Source organism: Leeia sp. (assembly GCF_041909055.1).
Taxonomy (GTDB): domain Bacteria; phylum Pseudomonadota; class Gammaproteobacteria; order Burkholderiales; family Leeiaceae; genus Leeia; species Leeia aquatica.
In genome coordinates this window covers 145,306-159,545 of record NZ_JAYREC010000007.1, presented here as the reverse complement: position 1 = coordinate 159,545, position 14,240 = coordinate 145,306, and the positions used below count along the sequence as shown (strand labels likewise).

The following is a 14,240-nucleotide window of genomic DNA, read 5'->3' as shown; positions in this document are numbered from 1 at the left end:
TATCATTTGTCGGAAAATTTCACAAGGGCAAGACATGACCACACCACATCGCAGCCTGTACAGCTATGGCTGGGACGTGCTCGATACCGGCGTGACCGCTTTTATCGATCAGTTGCAGGCGCGGAACCTCAATGGCATCACCCTGGCCAGCAGCTATCACGCGGGCAAGTTCCTGCGCCCGCATGCACGTCAGGGCAAGGTGATCTTCCCTGAGGACGGTGTGGTGTACTTCGAGCCGGATGCCCGTCAATACGGTGAGCTGCAGCCCCAGCCACACAGCACACCGGCCTTGCGCCGGGTGCTGGATGAGGTTTTGGACGATGGCCGCGTTGCCGTGCATGGCTGGACGGTGCTGCTGCACAATAGTCGGCTGGGCCAGCTGCACCTGGATTACGTCACCCGCAATGCGTTTGGCGATCCTTATCTGTACAGCCTGTGCCCATCGCAACCGGCGGTGTTCGACTATGCCGTGTCCTTGTGCCGAGACCTCAGCAGTCAATACCCGCAGCTGAGCAGCCTGGTACTGGAAACACCAGGCTGGTTGCCTTATGCACACGGCTACCATCATGAATTTGCCCAGCTGCGCAGCAATGCCTGGCTGGATGCCCAACTGGGCCTATGCTTCTGTGATGCATGCCATCATCTGGGGGGGCTGGCCGGCCTGGATGTCGCCGGACTGCAGCAGCGCATTGCCACCCGCATCGACCGCTATCTGCGCGCGCCCGTCGATGCCAGCAGCACTCAAGCCCTGCACTGGCTGGCAAGCGACCTGCTGGAAGATGACACCCTGCGTCAGTACCATCAATTGCATCAGGCCCGGGTCACCGCACTGGTGCAGCACATTCGCACCGCCTTGCCGGCGTCCATGCAACTGACGGTGATCCCGACCGTGCAACGGCCTACCGCCCATTGCTGGACCGAAGGCAGTGACCTGAAGGCGCTGGCGCAAGTGGCTGACCGTCTGGAAGTCCCCTTCTACGAGCCCAATGCAGATCAGGTCGCAGCTGACGCTCTGGACCTGCTACAGCGCGGCATTCCGGCAGATCGCATTCGTGCCATCCTGCGCCCGGGCCCGCCGGACCTCGCCGATGGTCAGCAACTGGATGCCGCATTGCGTGCGCTCATCGCGCTCGGCATCACCGAATTCGGCTTTTATAACCATGGGTTGCTGCGCCCTCACCTGCTGGACCAGCTGGGCCAGACCCTGTCGTCCTACACACGGAACCTGTCATGAACCGACTTACCTTGATTACCGGCGCCTGTGGCGGCATCGGTCGCAGCCTGTGCCAGTACTTTATCGAACAAGGCGACCGGGTAATTGCCCTGGATCGGGACGCCGCCGCGCTGGCCAGCCTGCAAGTCGAACTGGGCACAGCCTGCCTCACCGTCGCTGCAGACCTGACCGATGCAGACGCCGTACAGCAGGCGCTGGCCCCGCTATTGCAGGCCCATGGCCCGGTTCAGGTGCTGATTGCCAATGCCGGTGCAGCTGCGGCCACCACCTTGCAGCACACCACCCCCGCCTTGTGGCAACAGGACATCGCGCTCAACCTCAATGGTACCTACCACAGCGTGGAGGCGGTTCGACCCGGCATGATGCAGCAGGGCAAAGGGGCTATCGTGCTGATCGGTTCCGTCAACGGCATGGCGGCGCTGGGCCACCCGGCGTATAGCGCAGCCAAAGCGGGCTTGATCAGCTATACCCGCGCATTGGCACTGGAATATGGCCGCCATGGCATCCGCGCCAACATTGTCTGCCCCGGCACGGTCAAAACACCGGCCTGGCAGGCCCGCGTCGACAAGAACCCGCAGGTGTTCGAGCACCTGAAGAAGTGGTATCCGCTGGGTGACTTCGCCACACCGCTGGACATCGCCAAAGCCGCCTGGTTCCTGGCCTCGGACGATGCCCGCATGATCAGCGGCGTCAGCCTGCCCGTCGACGGCGGCTTGATGGCCGGTAACCGGGTGATGGCGGAAGAACTGACACTGGAAGCATTCTGATTGACAACAATGCTGCATCACGCGGCAAGCAGCAGGTAGCAAAAGGGGAACAGGCATGGCAGCGGTACAACTGAAGGGCATTTTCAAGCGCTACGGTGACACCCAGGTGGTGCATGGGGTAGACCTCGACATTGCGGACGGTGAATTTGTGGTACTGGTCGGCCCCAGCGGCTGCGGCAAAACCACGCTGATGCGCATGGTGGCCGGACTGGAAGACATCAGTGGGGGTGACCTGATGATCGGAGGCACCCGAGCCAACCAGTTGCCGCCGCAAAAGCGCAATATCGCCATGGTGTTCCAGAGCTACGCGCTCTACCCGCATCTGTCGGTTTACGAAAACATCGCCTTTGGGCCACGTCTGCGCAAGGAGCCGGAATCGGGCTTTCGTCCGCGTATTGAGGCGGCCGCCAAAATGCTGAATCTGGCCCCGTATCTGGAGCGACTGCCGCGTGCCCTGTCTGGCGGCCAACGCCAGCGGGTGGCCATGGGCCGCGCCGTGGTGCGTGAACCCTCACTGTTCCTGTTTGACGAACCGCTGTCCAATCTCGACGCCAAGCTGCGGGTGCAGATGCGCACCGAGATCAAGGCGCTGCACCAGCGTCTGAAGAACACCGTGATCTATGTGACCCACGACCAGATCGAAGCCATGACCATGGCCGACCGCATCGTGGTGATGAACGCCGGGAATATCGAACAGGTGGGTCGCCCGCTGGAGCTGTACGATCGCCCGGCCAACCTGTTTGTGGCTGGCTTTATCGGTTCACCGTCGATGAACTTCATCCCCGGTACGGTAGCCGCAGGCGATGAGGGCCTGGTGCTGATGCATGATGCCGGTATCGTGGTACCGCTGCCTGCCAACAGTGCCGTGCCAGGCCAGAGTTTGACGCTGGGCATCCGCCCTGAACACATTGAACTGCACGCGCACGGCGGTATCCCGCTGAAAGTGGATGTGGTGGAGCCCACCGGTGCGGAAACGCATTTCTACAGCAGGGTGGGGGATGCGGTATTCTGTGTGGCCGCCCACCGCCGCCTGAATCTGCAGCCCGGTGATATTGCCCATCTGCACTTCCCGGATGACAAGATCCACCTGTTCGACAGCCAGAGCGGCCAACGCCTGAATTGAGTCCTGATATGCCTTATACCCCTTTGCCACGTGGCAGCCTGCAACTGGCCGCCTTGCAGGAAGCCCCCTTGCTGCCTGGCAGCAAGGGCCTGCCCCTGCATGCGCCCCTGCTGCCATCGCAGGTCGCGGCACAGCAGTGGAACATCCTGCGTGGTGACACCCCGTTTCCGGTAGCCGTCCTGAAAAGCAGTGTGCTGCACCATAATCTGCGCTGGATGGATGCCTTCTGCCGCCACTACGGCGTACAGCTGGCGCCGCACGGCAAGACCACCATGAGCCCGCAGCTGTTTGACGCCCAGCTGGCGCAAGGAGCCTGGGGCATGACCCTGGCGACCCTGCCGCAGGTACAGACCGCACACCGCTTTGGCGTTCGTCGGGTATTGCTTGCCAATCAGCTGGTCGCACCGGCTGAGCTGCAGTTGGCGGCACACCTGCTACAAGCCGATCCGGATTTTGAGTTGCTGTTGCTGGTCGACAGTGTGGCCGGCGTAGAACGGCTGCAACACGCGGCCCAGTCAACGGGCTTGCAACGCGGATTCTCAGTGCTGATCGAGCTGGGCTTCAGCGGAGGCCGTACCGGTTGCCGTTCCGCAGCGGACGCACTGGCGCTGGCCCACAGCGTGGCCGCAGCACCCGGCGTCCATCTCGCCGGCGTGGAAGGTTATGAAGGTCTGCTGGTCAGCGCCAATCGTGAGCAAGATCTGGCTGCGGTACAGCACTTCCTCAGCGAACTCGCCAGTGTGCTGCAACAGATCGACCAAGGCCCCGGGTTTGCGGGCGAACAGGTCATCATCAGTGCTGGCGGCTCCGCCTACTTTGACCGGGTCGCGGAAGGCTTTGCCAGCCTGCCCGCCCTGTCACGGCCCCTGCTACCGATTCTGCGCAGCGGCTGCTACCTGACCCATGACCATGGTTTCTACCACGGCCTGATCCGTGAGATGCAGCAACGGCTGGGCGCAAGCGATACCGGGTTGCAGCCTGCGCTGGAAGTCTGGAGCATGGTGCAATCCCGCCCGGAAGCCGACCTGGCCATTCTCACCATGGGCAAGCGTGATGCCTCCTACGACATCGAGCTGCCACTGCCTCAGCAATGGCATCGCCCCGGCAGCAGCGATCCGGTGCAGGCCTTGCCCGCAGGCTGCAAGGTCGAGAAGATGAACGACCAGCATGCCTATCTGCGGCTGCCGGAAGGCGCCATCCGGCAGGACTTGCATGTGGGGGACCTGGTGATGTGTGGCATTTCGCACCCCTGCACCACCTTTGACAAGTGGCCACACCTGCTGCTGGTAGACGACGGTTATCAGGTGCAAGACATCATTCACACCTGCTTCTGACCTGCGGATAGACACCATGCCCTCAGCCAACCTGATCCTGCACATCCGCGACACGCTGGAGCAATTACGCCCGGCAGAACGCAAGGTGGGCGAGGCGGTGTTGGCCGATGTGGACTTCGCCATGCACGCCAGCATTGCGGAGCTGGCACTCAAGGCGCAGGTGTCCGAGCCCAGTGTCACCCGCTTTTGTCGGGCCATTGGCTGCGAGGGCCTGCGCGCTTTCAAGGTACAGCTGGCGCATAGTGTCGCCAGCGGCCTGCCTTACAATTCGGAAACGGTCGAAGCCAGCGATGACACCCACACGCTGATCCACAAGGTGTGCGATGCCATCAGCCATGCCTTCCAGCACAGCCGCGACCTGATCGACCCGTTGGCGACCGAAGCCGCCATCCGGGCGCTGGCACTGGCCCCGCGCATCTACTTCTTTGGCGTCGGCGCCGGGTCCGGCATCGTGGCGGAAGACGCCTATCTGCGCTTCCTGCGGCTGGACATTGCCGCCAGTGCTTTTACCGACGGACACTTGCAACGGCTGTCCGCCGGGCTACTGGAGCCGGGTGACGTGGCGTTTGCCATCTCACACACTGGACGCAGCCAGGAAGTGATCGACAGCCTGAAGATTGCCAAGCAGCGCGGTGCCACCACCATCGCCTTGACCACGGCAGGGTCCCCGCTGGCCTGGGTAGCCGATATTCCCTTGCTGGTCCGCCTGCCACGTTATGGTGACCCCCACACGCCGGGGGTCTCCCGCCTGGTGCACCTGGGCATCATGGACATCCTCGCCATCGGCACCGCCTTGCGGCGCGGCCCCCGCAGCATCGAAAAAGTGCGTCGGGCGCGGGCGCGACTGGAAACCCTGCGCGCCAGCGACGACGCCGACCCACCGGATTCTTCTGGAGTTTTCTGAGTCATGACCACCCCCATCTACGATACCGTACTGCACGGCGGCACCCTGCTCGACGGCAGCGCCACCCCCGGCTATCAGGCCGACATTGGCATACAGGCCGGCCGCATTGCCGCCATTGCCCCGGCTGGCAGCCTGCACGGACAGCAACAGCGCGATGCCAGCGGCTGGATCATCAGCCCCGGCTTTATTGATGTACACGCGCACGACGACCAGCAGGCCGTCAGCGCCCCCTCCATGCAGGCCAAGTTGACCCAAGGCGTGACCACGGTGGTGGTCGGCAACTGCGGCATCAGCCTGGTGCCGTGGGTGGCCGATCGCACGCCCCCCGCACCGCTCAACCTGATCGGGTCCCAGGCGGACTATTGTTACCCCACCGTAGCCGCCTATGCAGCGGCGGTGGATGCGGCCGGGCCTAGTGTTAACATCGGCCTGCTGGTCGGACACTCTACGCTGCGGGTGAACGTGCTGGATGATCCCGCACAAGCGGCCAGCGCCGCACAGGTCGAGCAGATGCAGGCCCTGCTGGAAGAGGGCATGCAGTCCGGCGCGCTGGGTTTCAGCTCCGGCCTGTTCTACCCCACCAGCAAAATCGCCGGTAACGACGAAGTGATCGCGCTGGCCAAGGTGGCGGCACGCCACGGCGGGGTGTACACCTCGCACATCCGTGACGAATACGCCGGGGTGATCGACTCCATTCATGAGGCCTGCGATGCCGGTGAAGCTGCAGGCTTGCAGGTGGTGCTGTCCCATCACAAGTGCGCGGGCCCGGCCAACTGGGGCCGCAGCAACGAGAGTCTGGCCTGCGTCACCGAGCGGCGGCGGCGCCATCCGGTCGGACTGGATGCCTACCCCTACACCGCAGGCTCCACCACCCTGAACCCGGACTACGTGGACGGCAAGATCAAGGTGCTGGTCAGCTGGTCCGAACCCCACCCGGAGCACAATGGCCGCGATCTGGCCGAGGTGGCGGCGGAATGGGGTGTTGACCAGAAAGAAGCGGCGCGCCGCCTCTCTCCTGCAGGGGGCATTTACTTCCAGATGCACGAGGACGATGTACGCCGTATCCTCGCCTACCCGCATACCATGATCGGCTCGGATGGCCTGCCGCGCGATGCCCACCCGCACCCACGCCTGTGGGGGGCCTTCCCGCGCGTGCTCGGCCACTATTGCCGCGAGGAAAAGCTGTTTCACTTGCCGGAAGCCATCCGCCGGATGACCACGCTGTCCGCCGATACCTTTGGCCTGCGGCGACGCGGTCGCCTGCAGGTCGGCTGCGCGGCCGACCTGGTGGTGTTTTCGCCCGCACACATCCGCGATACCGCCACCTTTGCCGACCCCAAGCAGCCTGCCCAGGGCATTCACCAGGTGTGGGTCAATGGTGTGCTCTCCGTGGTCGATGGCGTGCTCACTGGCCAACGGGGTGGCCGCATGTTGCGCCGGCAGCAAGAGCGGTTTGACGAGGGCCAGCCATGACGACCGCACTGATTGGCGTCGATTGGGGCTCCTCCAATCTGCGGGCGTTTCGTTTCAACTCGCAGGGTGAGGTTCTAGAGACGCGCCATGCCGCCCACGGTGTCACCCGCTTCCCGGCGGGCGAAGCCACCGCTGCGATGCTTGCCAGATTGCGCGACTGGCTGGATGCGTGCCCTGGCGTCCCCATGCTGCTGTGTGGCATGGCCGGCAGCAAGCTGGGCTGGCGCGAAGCCCCCTACTTGCCAGCCCCCGCCGACCTCGCCACCTTGAGCCGAGGGCTGGTGCGCTTTGAAGCCGAGCAGCGACAGGTCGCCATCATCCCCGGGGTGTCCAGTTTTGAAGACTGCGCCGGATTCCGCGATGTGATGCGAGGAGAAGAAACCCAGGCGCTCGGGCTCAGCGCACCGGCACCCCTGCTGATTGCGCCCGGCACCCACAGCAAGTGGATCCGGCTGGAAGACGCGCGAATTACCGGGCTGCATACCGCCATGACCGGTGAGCTGTACGCCGTCCTGCGGCAGCACAGCCTGATTGCAGGGGTAACCTGTGATGGCGCGTGGGACGCCGCAGCATTTCAACAGGGTCTGGACAACGCCAGCGCCCATCCAGACTGGCTGACCCAGTTGTTTGGGGTACGTGCCCGCGGGGTGCAGGGTGAAATGCCTCCTGCCAGCCTGGCCGCCTGGCTGTCTGGCTTGTTGATTGGATATGAACTGGTGCAAGGTTTGGCCCGTTATCCGGATTTGCAGCAGGTGGCCATTGTGGCCAGCGCCCCGCTCTCGGACCACTACGCCAGTGCCTTGGCCAGCCGGGGCATCGAGAGTCAGCTGATTGATGGGGATCAGGCCGTCGTGCACGGCTTGTGGCGGGTGGCCAAGGAGGCGCAACTGGCATGAATCATGAAACACGCTTTGAACAGGCCTGGCAGCAGCTACCGATGGTTGCCATCCTGCGGGGTATTACACCGGACGAAGTCGTGCCAATGGCCGACATGCTGTATGCGGCAGGCTGGCGCATGCTGGAAGTCCCGCTGAACTCGCCCGATCCACTCAACAGCATTCAGCGGCTGCTGTCTCACTGTGGGGATCGCATGCTGGTGGGGGCCGGTACGGTGCTCGAAGTGGATCAGGTGCAGCAGCTGGTCGCGCTGGGTGCCCAACTGGTGGTTTCGCCCAACTGCAACCCGGAAGTCATCCGGGCAACCCGGGCGGCGGGCATGGTCGCTTTGCCTGGGGTGCAAACGGCCACCGAGTGTTTTGCCGCACTGGCCGCCGGGGCGCACGGGCTCAAGTTCTTCCCGGCGGAGCTGGTGCCACCCGGCGCCATCCGTGCCTTGCGCAGCGTATTGCCGCCGCACAGCAAGCTGCTCCCCGTCGGAGGGGTGACGCCGGATACCATGGCAGACTATGTGGCAGCCGGGGCCAATGGCTTTGGCATTGGCGGTGCGCTATACAAAGCAGGTGATCACGTTACCACCGTCCGCGAGCGTGCCCTGCGTTTTACTGAAGCCTGGCAACGGCACAAGGCTCAGTCCTGAACACCATAGCGGGCCAGAATGCGGGCCCGCTCCCCGCCACGGATTACCTTGGTGATGGCCTTATCGATTTCAGCTTTGTCTGCCGGGGCAAGCGTCATCTTGTTCAGCATGTAATGCACCGGGCCCCGGCTGGCCACAAACGGCAAGGGCACCAGCTTTATACCATCGTCATGGCGCGAGGTCAGGAACTGCAAGGCCACTTCGTCCCCCATGATCAGCCTGGCCCGACCGACCCGCAGCATTTCCACCCCTTGCTGGTATTCTTCAAAGGGCAGCAGCAAGTGTCCCTCGCTCAGCTGCGGCATCAGCTGCTGGTACTCTGCTCCGAAGAAGCCTCCATGCGGCACCAGCAGTGGCAAACGCCGCTCCAGGATGGTAGAAAAACTGGCTGGCAGGGGCTGCGGAGGATTGCTGGCATCGGCCATCACCCGCACCACTTCATCCCGATAAGAGACGCTGAACAAGGCAAATGTACGACGCTCAGGCGTGTCCGATGCGGCATACATCACGTCCAGCTTGCCCAGCTTGAACAAGGCCATACGCCGCTGCCGAGGGATATTGCCCAGAAACTTGACAGTGCACCCGGCCTCCCTGGCCACCGCCTGCAGTAACTCCACCTCCAGCCCGACGGGTTGGCCATTCGCCCCGACATGAACATAGGGCGGCCAATCTTCCAGCGCCACCCGCAAAGGCTGGCGACATGCAGACCACGCCCAAGGCATGCTCAGGCACATCATCAACACCAGTCCATAACGACGCATGATAGATCCCGACTGTTCTGCTCATTTAGCAGTATAGGGTCTCCAACCCCCGGCACAACAGTGGTAGACAAACGGCCAGCGCCTTTACCGCAAGTGGCTGTTTTCGATATAATTCTGCTTTGCCGGAAGGAACCCCCCGATGCGTGTCATTCGACAAGCCCTCACTTTCGACGATGTCCTGCTGGTTCCGGCGCACTCCGCCATCCTGCCGCGAGACGTGAGCCTGACCACCCGCCTGAGCCGCAACATCACCCTGAACATCCCGCTGCTGTCCGCTGCCATGGACACCGTGACCGAAGCCCGGCTGGCGATTGCGCTGGCACAGGAAGGTGGCATTGGCATCGTGCACAAGAACATGCCCGCTGAAAAGCAGGCGCGTGAAGTGTCCAAGGTCAAACGCTTCGAAAGTGGCGTGGTCAAAGACCCGATCACCATTCCGTCCAGCCTGACCGTGCGCGAAGTGATGGCACTCACCCGTCAGCATCGTATCTCGGGTTTGCCGGTGGTCGACCACGGCAAGGTGGTCGGCATTGTCACCAACCGCGACCTGCGCTTTGAAAACCGGCTGGATCAGCCGGTGTCCAGCATCATGACCCCGCGTGACCGTCTGGTCACCGTGCGCGAAGGCGCCAGCCGTGAAGAAGCCATGAACCTGATGCACCAGCACCGCCTGGAGCGCGTGCTGGTGATCAACGAGGCTTTCGAGCTGCGCGGCCTGATCACGGTAAAAGACATTCTGAAATCCAGCGAACACCCGCTGGCGTGCAAGGATGACCTCGGCCGTCTGCGCGTGGGCGCGGCTGTTGGCGTCGGTGAAGGCACCGAAGAGCGCGTAACCTTGCTGGCCGAAGCGGGCGTAGACGTCATCGTGGTCGACACCGCACATGGCCACTCGGAAGGCGTGCTCAAACGGGTAGAGTGGGTGAAAAAGCATTTCCCGCATGTGCAGGTGATTGGCGGCAACATCGCCACCGGCGACGCGGCTCGTGCGCTGGCTGATCATGGCGCCGATGCGGTCAAGGTGGGCATTGGCCCTGGCTCCATCTGCACCACCCGGATTGTGGCCGGTGTGGGGGTGCCGCAGATCACCGCCATCGACAACGTCGCCACGGCGCTGGCCAATACCGGTGTACCGCTGATCGCGGACGGTGGCATCCGTTTCTCGGGTGACATCTCCAAGGCGATTGCCGCCGGTGCCGATTGCGTGATGCTGGGTGGGCTGTTTGCCGGTACCGAAGAAGCGCCCGGTGAAACCGAGCTGTATCAGGGCCGCTCCTACAAATCTTACCGTGGCATGGGTTCGCTCGGTGCCATGCAGCAAGGCTCCAGCGACCGCTACTTCCAGGACAATGAAGGCAATGCCGAAAAGCTGGTACCGGAAGGCATCGAAGGTCGCGTCCCCTATAAGGGGCCGATCAGCGCCGTCATCCACCAGCTGATGGGCGGCCTGCGCTCCAGCATGGGCTACCTGGGTTGCGCCAGCATTGCCGATGTGAAGGATCGCGCCGAGTTTGTGCAGATCACCAGCGCCGGGGTACGTGAAAGCCACGTCCACGACGTGCAGATCACCAAGGAAGCACCGAACTACCGCATGGAGTAAGCGCGGAAGCAACCCGGTCCTGCAAGGCGGCTGTCACTCTGACAGCCGCCTTTTTAACACGACGTTGAAACGGAGCCCCAGCCCATGCAGCTCTACACCTACTTTCGTTCCAGCGCAGCCTACCGCGTGCGCATTGCGCTGAATCTCAAAGGGCTGACTGCCGAGCACATCCCGGTGCATTTGCTGAAAGACGGCGGCCAGCAGCATGGCGAATCCTACCGTAGCCTCAACCCCCAGGAGCTGGTGCCCACGCTGGTGGATGGCCCGCATGCCCTCACCCAGTCGCTGGCGATCTGCGAATACCTGGACGAATGCCACCCGCAGCCGCCGCTGCTGCCGGGTGATGCCGCCCAGCGCGCCCACATCCGCGCCATTGCGCTGAGCATTGCCTGCGACATTCACCCGGTCAACAACCTGCGCATCCTGCAATACCTCAGCAACACGCTCCAGGTCAGCGATGCCCAGAAAACCGACTGGTACCTGCACTGGCTCCGTCTCGGACTGGATGCACTGGAAACCCAGATTGCCCAACAGGCCGGGCGCTGCTGTGTGGGCGACCACCCCACGCTGGCCGATCTCTGCCTGATCCCGCAGCTGTATAACGCCCGGCGCTACCAGCTGGACCCGGCACAGCACTGGCCAACCCTCGCCCGCATCGAGCAGCACTGCCTGAGCCTGCCCGCCTTCCACGATGCGGCGCCGGAGCAACAGGCAGATGCTGCCTGAGGGTACATCGCGTGCCTTTCGCTACATTTCTGGACGAAACCAGGGTGCTCCTGGATCGCCCCCTGAGCGTCGAGGACGGTCTTCCTGAGGTCGAGCTAAGGCAGGCAGAAACGCGTCTGGGCATCTCCCTTCCCTTTGCACTACGCCTGTTTTATCAGCACCTGGGGCGGGTCGAGGTGCTGACGGAGTCCTTTCAGCGCTTTGCCAGTCCACAGCAGTTGAGTCTTCATCAAGGTCGCATCGTTTTTCTGGAGGAACACCAACAAGTCTGTTACTGGAGTGTGGATCATGCTGGTTCGGTTTTTCAGATACCCGACCTTGGCGAGAAAGAGGCCTACCCCGAGCCCCAGCCGATCGAGGGCTTCTTGCACACCCTGCTTTACTATCAGCTGGCGCAAGGGGGCTACCCCTACTGCGCCCAGCGATACTTACCGGCAGCGGTGACCGCAGAGGAGCAGATCCGGCAGCTGCACCCCGCTGCCGTGAGGCCAGCCGTAGCCATCGACGGACTGCGCATCTGGCTGGGCTCAGGCCCCATCCTGCTCTGGTGCCTGCCGGACCCAGGGGGTTTTGCGCCTGACGGCCTGTTCCTGTCAGCCCTCCATCCACAACCCTTCCAGCAATATTGCGCTCGCTGGAACTTCACCGACCTGTCGGGTTGAGTCTGACCGTCAGACCAGTGACAAGACCTCCTCTACCGGTTTGCGCAGTTTCTGCGGCCAGTTGCCGCTGGCGGGATAGCCAACCGAAATAATCATCACAGGCAGTTCAGTGGGTTCCAGTTCAAACGCGGTACGGAGTTGGTCGGCATCAAACCCGCTGATGGGGCAACTGCTCAGCCCCATCCCTTCCGCAGCAAGCATCAACGTCATGCAGGCCAATGAGGCGGAGCGAAAAGCCTCGTCCCGCTGCAATGCCGGATCATGGCGATGCGACGTACTCGCCAGATCAGCCCAGCTTACGGCAACCTGTGCAGGCATGATCCGGGCCTGCACACTCGCAGACAGCGCTTCGGGCAATTGCTGGTAGCCTGCCAGCTTTCCGCACACAATGAATGAAACCGACGCCTCCACCACTTTGACCTGGCCATTGGCCACCTGCAGCAAGCGCGCCTTGGCCTCAGCTGACTGGACCGCAATAAAACGCCAATTCTGCATATTGAACGCCGTCGGCGCACGCGTTGCCAAGGCCACCAGCTGATGAATGGTCTCCGTGGCTAAAGGACGACCTGCCTGGAAATGGTTAACGGATACGCGAGCGTTGATGAGCTGTTCGATCGTCTGCATGGATGTATTACCCTTCTGATAAAATCAAAAAATGTCACCGCGTCCGGACGGACGTCCACTGCACCACAAACACGCTCGCCAGTACCATCAGCAAGCCAAGCAGTGATGTCCCCGTCATGCGCTGAGACAAGCACAGCCACCCCAATACCACTGCCGTCAGCGGGCTTAGCAAGCCGAGTGACGCCACCGCTACCGTAGGCAGCCGGGATACCCCGCGAAACCACAGGGCATAGGCCAGCAGAGCACCAGCCAGGCACAGGTAGGCATAGGCGGACCACTGTTTCACACTTAACGGCGGCAATGGCACGTCAAACACCATCGCCAGTGGTGCCAACATCAAACCACCGAGCAACAATTGCCATCCCGTCAGGGACAGCACGGGTAAGGTCATTTTCCAGCGTCGCGTAAGCCATACCCCGCTGGCCATGCATACCGCCCCCAGCAAAGCGGCCACCATGCCGATGGGTTCAAATCGGGTTTGCGGTGAGAGCAGGAGTACCGCCATGCCTACAACCCCAGCGGCTGCAGCGGCGAGCGTGGCTCGCGCGGGTGCGCGCCCATCTGCCCCCCACGCCAGCAGCATCACCAGCAAGGGCTGAATGGCCCCCAGCACTGCCGCCAATCCACCTGGCAAGCGATAAGCCGCCACAAACAGCAAGGCCTGGAAGAAACCGATATTCAGAGCAGCCAGGATCAAGAGACGCCCCCACTCGGAGCGCAACGGCAAGCGGCGGGTCCACAGCAATAACAGCAGGCCAGCGGGTAGTGCACGGAGCAGGGCCGCGGTAAATGGACGGTTTGGCGGCAAAAACTGCGTGGTGACCAAGTAAGTGGAACCCCAGATGGTGGGCGCCAGTGCAGTTGAAATCACATCACGCCAATAGCGCAGAATCGCTGTCATATTTATCTTCAAATCAAGTTATAATGCGCACATTGTGCGTTTGCATTTATCTTGAAGTCAAGACATATGAACAAAAAAAAACCATCCATGGGGGATGCGGTTGATCACATCCTTGCGCAGTGGCAACGCGAACGGCCTGATCTGGATACCAGCCCGATGGGCACCATCGGGCGCATCATGCGCAGTGCGGCCCTGCTGGAAGCCCGGCTGGAGGTGATATTCGCCGACTTTGGCCTGTGTGCCTGGGAGTTTGACATGCTGGCGACCTTGCGCCGCTCAGGTGCGCCCTACCGGCTGAGCCCAACCGCAATGTTTTCCACGTTGATGGTAACTTCGGGCACCATGACGCACCGGCTGAAAAGTCTGGAAGCACGAGGGTTGATTGAGCGCATCCCCAATGCGCAGGACGCCCGCAGCATGCTGGTCCAGCTGAATCAGGCAGGGTTCGAGCTGATCGAGCGTGCGCTGGAAGCCCATGTCGCCAATGAGCACCGTATCCTGTCTACCCTGCCCGTGCCGGTAATCCAGACACTGACCGAACAGTTGTCCACCCTGCTGCAGGCGCTGGAAGGCCCTGCCCAATAGGCGATTAGT

15 protein-coding genes are annotated in these 14,240 nt (G+C 62.5%); 12 read left to right on the top strand and 3 right to left on the bottom strand.

Annotated elements, in window-relative coordinates; all coding sequences use genetic code 11:
• Positions 1-34: 34 nt before the first annotated feature.
• Genes ACE3O2_RS16850 through ACE3O2_RS16815 form a run of 8 tightly spaced genes read left to right on the top strand, consistent with a single transcriptional unit; the run spans position 35 to position 8,372 of the window.
• Positions 35-1,234, top strand: a complete 1,200-nt coding sequence (locus ACE3O2_RS16850; RefSeq protein ID WP_374339498.1) for a hypothetical protein — start codon at positions 35-37, stop codon at positions 1,232-1,234.
• On the top strand, positions 1,231-2,001 hold the full coding sequence (locus ACE3O2_RS16845; RefSeq protein WP_374339496.1) for an SDR family oxidoreductase: 771 nt from the start codon (positions 1,231-1,233) through the stop codon (positions 1,999-2,001). Before ACE3O2_RS16850 ends, ACE3O2_RS16845 begins: the two co-directional genes overlap by 4 nt.
• A 55-nt stretch (positions 2,002-2,056) precedes the next feature.
• Entirely contained in the window at positions 2,057-3,124 is a 1,068-nt protein-coding gene (locus tag ACE3O2_RS16840; protein ID WP_168878477.1) for an ABC transporter ATP-binding protein, read from the top strand.
• An 8-nt stretch (positions 3,125-3,132) separates the two neighbouring features.
• Positions 3,133-4,458 (top strand): amino acid deaminase, encoded by a 1,326-nt coding sequence (locus tag ACE3O2_RS16835; RefSeq protein WP_374339493.1) that lies wholly within the window; start codon positions 3,133-3,135, stop codon positions 4,456-4,458.
• 16 nt (positions 4,459-4,474) lie between these two features.
• Positions 4,475-5,362: a MurR/RpiR family transcriptional regulator gene (locus ACE3O2_RS16830; RefSeq protein ID WP_168878479.1), complete on the top strand. Its 888-nt coding sequence runs from the start codon at positions 4,475-4,477 to the stop codon at positions 5,360-5,362.
• Between the two features lie 3 nt (positions 5,363-5,365).
• Positions 5,366-6,835 carry an amidohydrolase family protein gene (locus ACE3O2_RS16825; RefSeq protein WP_374339491.1) on the top strand — a complete coding sequence of 490 codons (1,470 nt, stop codon included), beginning with the start codon at positions 5,366-5,368 and terminating at the stop codon, positions 6,833-6,835.
• Complete coding sequence (locus ACE3O2_RS16820) at positions 6,832-7,731, top strand: 2-dehydro-3-deoxygalactonokinase (protein ID WP_374339489.1); 900 nt, start codon at positions 6,832-6,834, stop codon at positions 7,729-7,731. Before ACE3O2_RS16825 ends, ACE3O2_RS16820 begins: the two co-directional genes overlap by 4 nt.
• Positions 7,728-8,372 carry a 2-dehydro-3-deoxy-6-phosphogalactonate aldolase gene (locus tag ACE3O2_RS16815; RefSeq protein ID WP_374339487.1) on the top strand — a complete coding sequence of 215 codons (645 nt, stop codon included), beginning with the start codon at positions 7,728-7,730 and terminating at the stop codon, positions 8,370-8,372. Before ACE3O2_RS16820 ends, ACE3O2_RS16815 begins: the two co-directional genes overlap by 4 nt.
• Here ACE3O2_RS16815 and ACE3O2_RS16810 read toward each other — a convergent pair.
• Entirely contained in the window at positions 8,363-9,133 is a 771-nt protein-coding gene (locus ACE3O2_RS16810; protein WP_374339485.1) for a substrate-binding periplasmic protein, read from the bottom strand. The genes ACE3O2_RS16815 and ACE3O2_RS16810 overlap by 10 nt on opposite strands.
• A gap of 139 nt (positions 9,134-9,272) precedes the next feature.
• On the opposite strand from ACE3O2_RS16810, the gene guaB reads away from it, so the two are divergent.
• The 3 genes from guaB (at position 9,273) to ACE3O2_RS16795 (ending at position 12,121) form a co-directional block, all read left to right on the top strand.
• The gene (guaB, locus tag ACE3O2_RS16805; RefSeq protein WP_374339483.1) at positions 9,273-10,733 is read left to right on the top strand and encodes an IMP dehydrogenase; all 1,461 of its coding nucleotides are present in this window, start codon (positions 9,273-9,275) and stop codon (positions 10,731-10,733) included.
• Between the two features lie 84 nt (positions 10,734-10,817).
• Entirely contained in the window at positions 10,818-11,459 is a 642-nt protein-coding gene (maiA, locus tag ACE3O2_RS16800; RefSeq protein WP_374339481.1) for a maleylacetoacetate isomerase, read from the top strand.
• Between the two features lie 11 nt (positions 11,460-11,470).
• Positions 11,471-12,121: a hypothetical protein gene (locus ACE3O2_RS16795; RefSeq protein ID WP_374339479.1), complete on the top strand. Its 651-nt coding sequence runs from the start codon at positions 11,471-11,473 to the stop codon at positions 12,119-12,121.
• Between the two features lie 9 nt (positions 12,122-12,130).
• Here the strand turns inward: ACE3O2_RS16795 and ACE3O2_RS16790 are convergent, their stop codons facing one another.
• Together ACE3O2_RS16790 and ACE3O2_RS16785 are read right to left on the bottom strand one after the other, a co-directional pair.
• Positions 12,131-12,745 carry a nitroreductase family protein gene (locus tag ACE3O2_RS16790; protein ID WP_374339477.1) on the bottom strand — a complete coding sequence of 205 codons (615 nt, stop codon included), beginning with the start codon at positions 12,743-12,745 and terminating at the stop codon, positions 12,131-12,133.
• Between the two features lie 34 nt (positions 12,746-12,779).
• On the bottom strand, positions 12,780-13,646 hold the full coding sequence (locus tag ACE3O2_RS16785; protein WP_374339475.1) for an EamA family transporter: 867 nt from the start codon (positions 13,644-13,646) through the stop codon (positions 12,780-12,782).
• 66 nt (positions 13,647-13,712) lie between these two features.
• Here ACE3O2_RS16785 and ACE3O2_RS16780 point away from each other — a divergent pair, with 66 nt between their 5' ends.
• A complete protein-coding gene (locus tag ACE3O2_RS16780) occupies positions 13,713-14,231 on the top strand; it encodes a MarR family winged helix-turn-helix transcriptional regulator (RefSeq protein WP_374339473.1) in 519 nt (172 codons plus the stop codon).
• Positions 14,232-14,240 lie beyond the last annotated feature (9 nt).